Annotated in this window: 4 protein-coding genes and 1 pseudogene; 3 read left to right on the forward strand and 2 right to left on the reverse strand. The window is 64.2% G+C overall.

Translation table 11 applies throughout. The features are described 5' to 3' along the window. The first annotated feature begins 12 nt into the window (after window positions 1-12). Window positions 13-516 carry an invasion associated locus B family protein gene (locus ACU0BR_RS14105; protein ID WP_446157474.1) on the forward strand — a complete coding sequence of 168 codons (504 nt, stop codon included), beginning with the start codon at window positions 13-15 and terminating at the stop codon, window positions 514-516. A gap of 148 nt (window positions 517-664) precedes the next feature. Further along, window positions 665-1,855: a 23S rRNA (adenine(2503)-C(2))-methyltransferase RlmN gene (rlmN, locus tag ACU0BR_RS14110; RefSeq protein WP_446157471.1), complete on the forward strand. Its 1,191-nt coding sequence runs from the start codon at window positions 665-667 to the stop codon at window positions 1,853-1,855. Between the two features lie 66 nt (window positions 1,856-1,921). On the opposite strand, the gene ACU0BR_RS14115 is transcribed toward rlmN, so the two are convergent. Both ACU0BR_RS14115 and ACU0BR_RS14120 read right to left on the reverse strand, forming a co-directional pair. Then, a complete protein-coding gene (locus tag ACU0BR_RS14115; protein WP_446157472.1) occupies window positions 1,922-2,353 on the reverse strand; it encodes an ion channel in 432 nt (143 codons plus the stop codon). A 52-nt stretch (window positions 2,354-2,405) separates the two neighbouring features. Further along, the gene (locus ACU0BR_RS14120; RefSeq protein ID WP_446157473.1) at window positions 2,406-3,272 is read right to left on the reverse strand and encodes an LOG family protein; all 867 of its coding nucleotides are present in this window, start codon (window positions 3,270-3,272) and stop codon (window positions 2,406-2,408) included. Window positions 3,273-3,358: 86 nt separating this feature from the next. Here ACU0BR_RS14120 and ACU0BR_RS14125 point away from each other — a divergent pair. Beyond that, a pseudogene (locus ACU0BR_RS14125) lies at window positions 3,359-3,719 on the forward strand (2,3,4,5-tetrahydropyridine-2,6-dicarboxylate N-succinyltransferase); the annotation flags it as partial.

A 3,719-nucleotide genomic window follows, 5' to 3' on the forward strand; every position in this document is an offset into this window, starting at 1 on the left:
GTCAAAAGCGCCATCGTCGGTTTCGCGGTGGTTGCTTCCACGCCGACAATGGCACAGGACTCCTCCAACCGGGTCGCTGCCAAAACGGACTGGAGCGTCTTTGTGGAGGATTCGCCGAAGGAATGCTGGATCGTCTCGGCGCCCAAGGAAACCGTGAACACGCGCGACGGCAAGGTCGTGGCCGTGCGCCGCGGCGACATTCGCCTGTTCGTGAGCTTCCGCCCCGGATCGAACGTGGATGGCGAGATCTCGTTCAAGAGCGGCTATCCCTTCGCCAAGGGCTCGACCGTCAAGATGCAGGTCGGAAACGAAAGCTACGATCTTTTCACGTCGTCCAAGGATGAAACCGCCTGGCCGCCCTCGCCCGCTGCGGACAGCAAGATCAGCAAGGCGATGATGCGCGGGGCCGACGCCGTTCTGTCGGCGGTATCGGGGCGCGGGACGAAAACCCGCGACACCTTCTCGCTGATGGGGTTCACCGCCGCGCTGGAAGAGGCCCGGAAACGCTGCAAGTGATCGGGTCGCGGCGCTGCGGGTCGGGTCATGCACGGGCCCGGCGGTGCAGCGGAACGGGCTCAGCCAGCCGATGGGGTCGCACTGGCGGCCCTGTTTCTTTTTGACGACAAATCCTATATGGGGCTCGAATCCCATCGGAGCCAGACATATGACCGCCAGCGCCCCCATCACGCAGGACGTAGTGACCATTCCCCGCAAGGACACGCACGGCGACGGCGCGCGGGTCAATCTGGTGGGCATGACCCGCCCCGAGATGCTGGCGGCGCTGATCGAGCTCGGCACGCCCGAAAAGCAGGCCAGGATGCGCCTGCGCCAGCTGTGGGCCTGGATCTATGAACGCGGCGTGCGCCGTTTCGACGAGATGACCAATCTGTCCAAGCCCTACCGCGAAGAGCTGGCGGCGCATTTCACCATCGCCCTGCCCGAGATCGTCACGAAATCGGTCTCCTCCGACGGCACGCGCAAATATCTGGTGCGCATCAACGGCGGGCATGAGGTCGAAACCGTCTACATCCCCGAAGAGGGCCGCGGCACGCTGTGCATTTCCTCGCAGGTGGGCTGCACCCTGACCTGCTCGTTCTGCCACACCGGCACGCAGCGGCTGGTGCGCAATCTGACGGCGGCGGAGATCGTGGGCCAGATCATGCTGGCGCGCGACGATCTGGGCGAATGGCCCGCGCCGGGGCGCAACCCGAAGAACGAAACCCGGCTGCTGTCGAACATCGTGCTGATGGGGATGGGGGAGCCGCTCTACAACTTCGACAACGTGCGCGACGCGATGAAGATCGCGATGGATCCCGAAGGCATCAGCCTCAGCCGTCGGCGCATCACGCTATCGACCTCGGGGGTGGTGCCGGAAATCGCCAAGACGGCCGAGGAAATCGGCTGCCTGCTGGCCGTGTCCTTCCACGCCACCACCGACGAGGTGCGCGACAAGCTGGTGCCGATCAACCGCAAATGGAACATCGCGGCGCTTTTGGACGCGCTGCGCGCTTATCCGAAACTGTCCAATTCGGAACGCATCACCTTTGAATACGTGATGCTCAAGGATGTGAACGACAGCGACGAGGATGCGCACAGGCTGGTGCGGCTGATCGAGGGCATACCCGCCAAGATCAACCTGATCCCTTTCAACGAATGGCCCGGCGCGCCCTACCGGCGATCCTCCAACAACCGCATCCGCGCCTTTGCCGACATTATCTACAAGGCGGGCTATGCCAGTCCGATCCGAACCCCGCGCGGCGAGGACATCATGGCCGCCTGCGGCCAGCTGAAGTCCGCGACCGAACGCGCCCGCAAGAGCCGCGCGCAGATCGCGGCCGACGTGGCGTCAGGCTGACCCGGGCGCGGCCATCCGCCCGCAGCGCATCACCCGTCCTTGGCGCCGCGCCTTTGTCCGGCCGCGCTATTCTTCGGATACCTGCTCGGCCCGCTGTCGGTTCATGTTGAACAGGAACGACGCCGAGCAACTGAGCATCAGGAAGCCACCCAGCGATTCGACCCCTGCCAAAAACCGCAGATGCCCCGAGGGGTAGACGTCGCCCAGGCCCAGCGTCGTGTAATTCACGATCGAGAAATAATAGACGTCCATGAAGTTGAGCGGAGCGAGCGGTTTGAACCCGCCCAGCCCCATCGCCTGCGCGCCCTCGAACACGGCGGCGTAACCCAGCGCCTCGGTCGCATGCAGGACGCCAATCAGACTCAGCAGTGTGAGGTGCCTGAGTTCCAGCGAAATATCAGATCGCCAAAGCTGCGCGGCCACCCTCGAGAGAATCAGAAAATGAAACATGCCGATCGCGACAAAGCTGACCAGCGCGATGAAGATCATGGGGATCATGAGCATCGCCCGAATTGTTGGCGACCGTCACGATCGCGTTGAAATCTGCGGCCTACTGCCCGTCGGCGGCATGACGCCCCGGAACATGGTCGCGCTTGGTTTCCGGCAATGGCCAGTCGTCGATCAACGCCACAGCGTCCCGTGCGGTTTCCACGAAACGGAAAAGTTCCAGATCCTCTTCGGAAATGGTGCCCGCCTCGGCCAGGGCTTCCCAGTTGACGATGCTACGCCAGAATTCTTCCCCGAACAGCAGGAAGGGCAGCCGCGCCATGCGGCCGGTCTGGATCAGGGTCAGGGCCTCGAACAGCTCATCGAGCGTGCCGAAGCCCCCGGGAAAGACGCAGATCGCCCGCGCGCGCATCAGGAAATGCATCTTGCGTATCGCGAAATAGTGAAAGTTGAACGACAGCTCGGGCGTCACGAAAAGGTTCGGCGCCTGTTCGTGCGGCAGCACGATGTTCAGCCCGACCGAGCGCCCGCCCGCGTCCTGCGCGCCGCGGTTGCCCGCCTCCATCACGCCGGGGCCGCCGCCGGTGACGATGACGTTTTCGCGCCCGCCGCTTTCCAGGCTCTTCAGCGTCATCAACCGCGCGAATTCCTGCGCCTCGGTATAGAAATGCGACAGATCGGCCAGCGTCCGGGTCCGTGCCTTGTCCTTTTCGGCGGGCTGCGGAATGCGCGCGCCGCCGAACAGAACCACCGTCGAGGCCACGTCGGCCTCGTTCAGCATCAGCTCGGGCTTCAGCAGTTCCAGTTGCAGCCGCACGGGGCGCAAATCGTCGCGGCACAGGAAATCGGCATCGTCGAAAGCCAGACGATAGGCCGAGGAACGCGTCTGTGGCGTGTCGGGAATGGTGCGCGCGGTTCGCGCGTCTTCCTGCGAATCGCGGAACGTCTGCCTGCGGCTTTCGTCGTTCATCCTGTTCCTTCCCTGCATTGCGCCTCGATCCCCTTGCGTCTATAGGCTTCCCCATACCTGCGCTACATAGAATTCCGGAGAACCCCATGTCGAACGCCCAGCTGGAAACCGCCATCGAAGCCGCCTGGGACGACCGCGACAGCATCACGCCCGCCACCCGCGGCGAACAGCGCGACGCGATCGAGGCGACGCTCGACGCGCTGGACAGCGGCAAGCTGCGCGTGGCCGAACGCGGCAAAAACGGCGACTGGCACGTGAACCAATGGGCCAAGAAGGCCGTGCTGCTCGGCTTTCGCATCAAGGACATGGAACAGCAGCCGGGCGGCCCGCAGGGCGGCGGCTGGTGGGACAAGGTCGACAGCAAGTTCAAGGGCTGGACCGACGCCGACTGGAAGAGCGCGGGGTTCCGCGCGGTGCCGAACTGCGTCGTGCGCCGCTCGGCCTTCA

It is taken from the genome of Brevirhabdus sp. (assembly GCF_052826345.1).

What these genes read in the sequence shown, in the direction of transcription:
- rlmN (WP_446157471.1), top strand. Translation starts at nt 665, where the DNA reads ATGACCGCCAGCGCCCCCATCACGCAGGACGTAGTGACCATTCCCCGC.
- ACU0BR_RS14120 (WP_446157473.1), bottom strand. Translation starts at nt 3,272, where the DNA reads ATGAACGACGAAAGCCGCAGGCAGACGTTCCGCGATTCGCAGGAAGAC.
- ACU0BR_RS14115 (WP_446157472.1), bottom strand. Translation starts at nt 2,353, where the DNA reads ATGATCCCCATGATCTTCATCGCGCTGGTCAGCTTTGTCGCGATCGGC.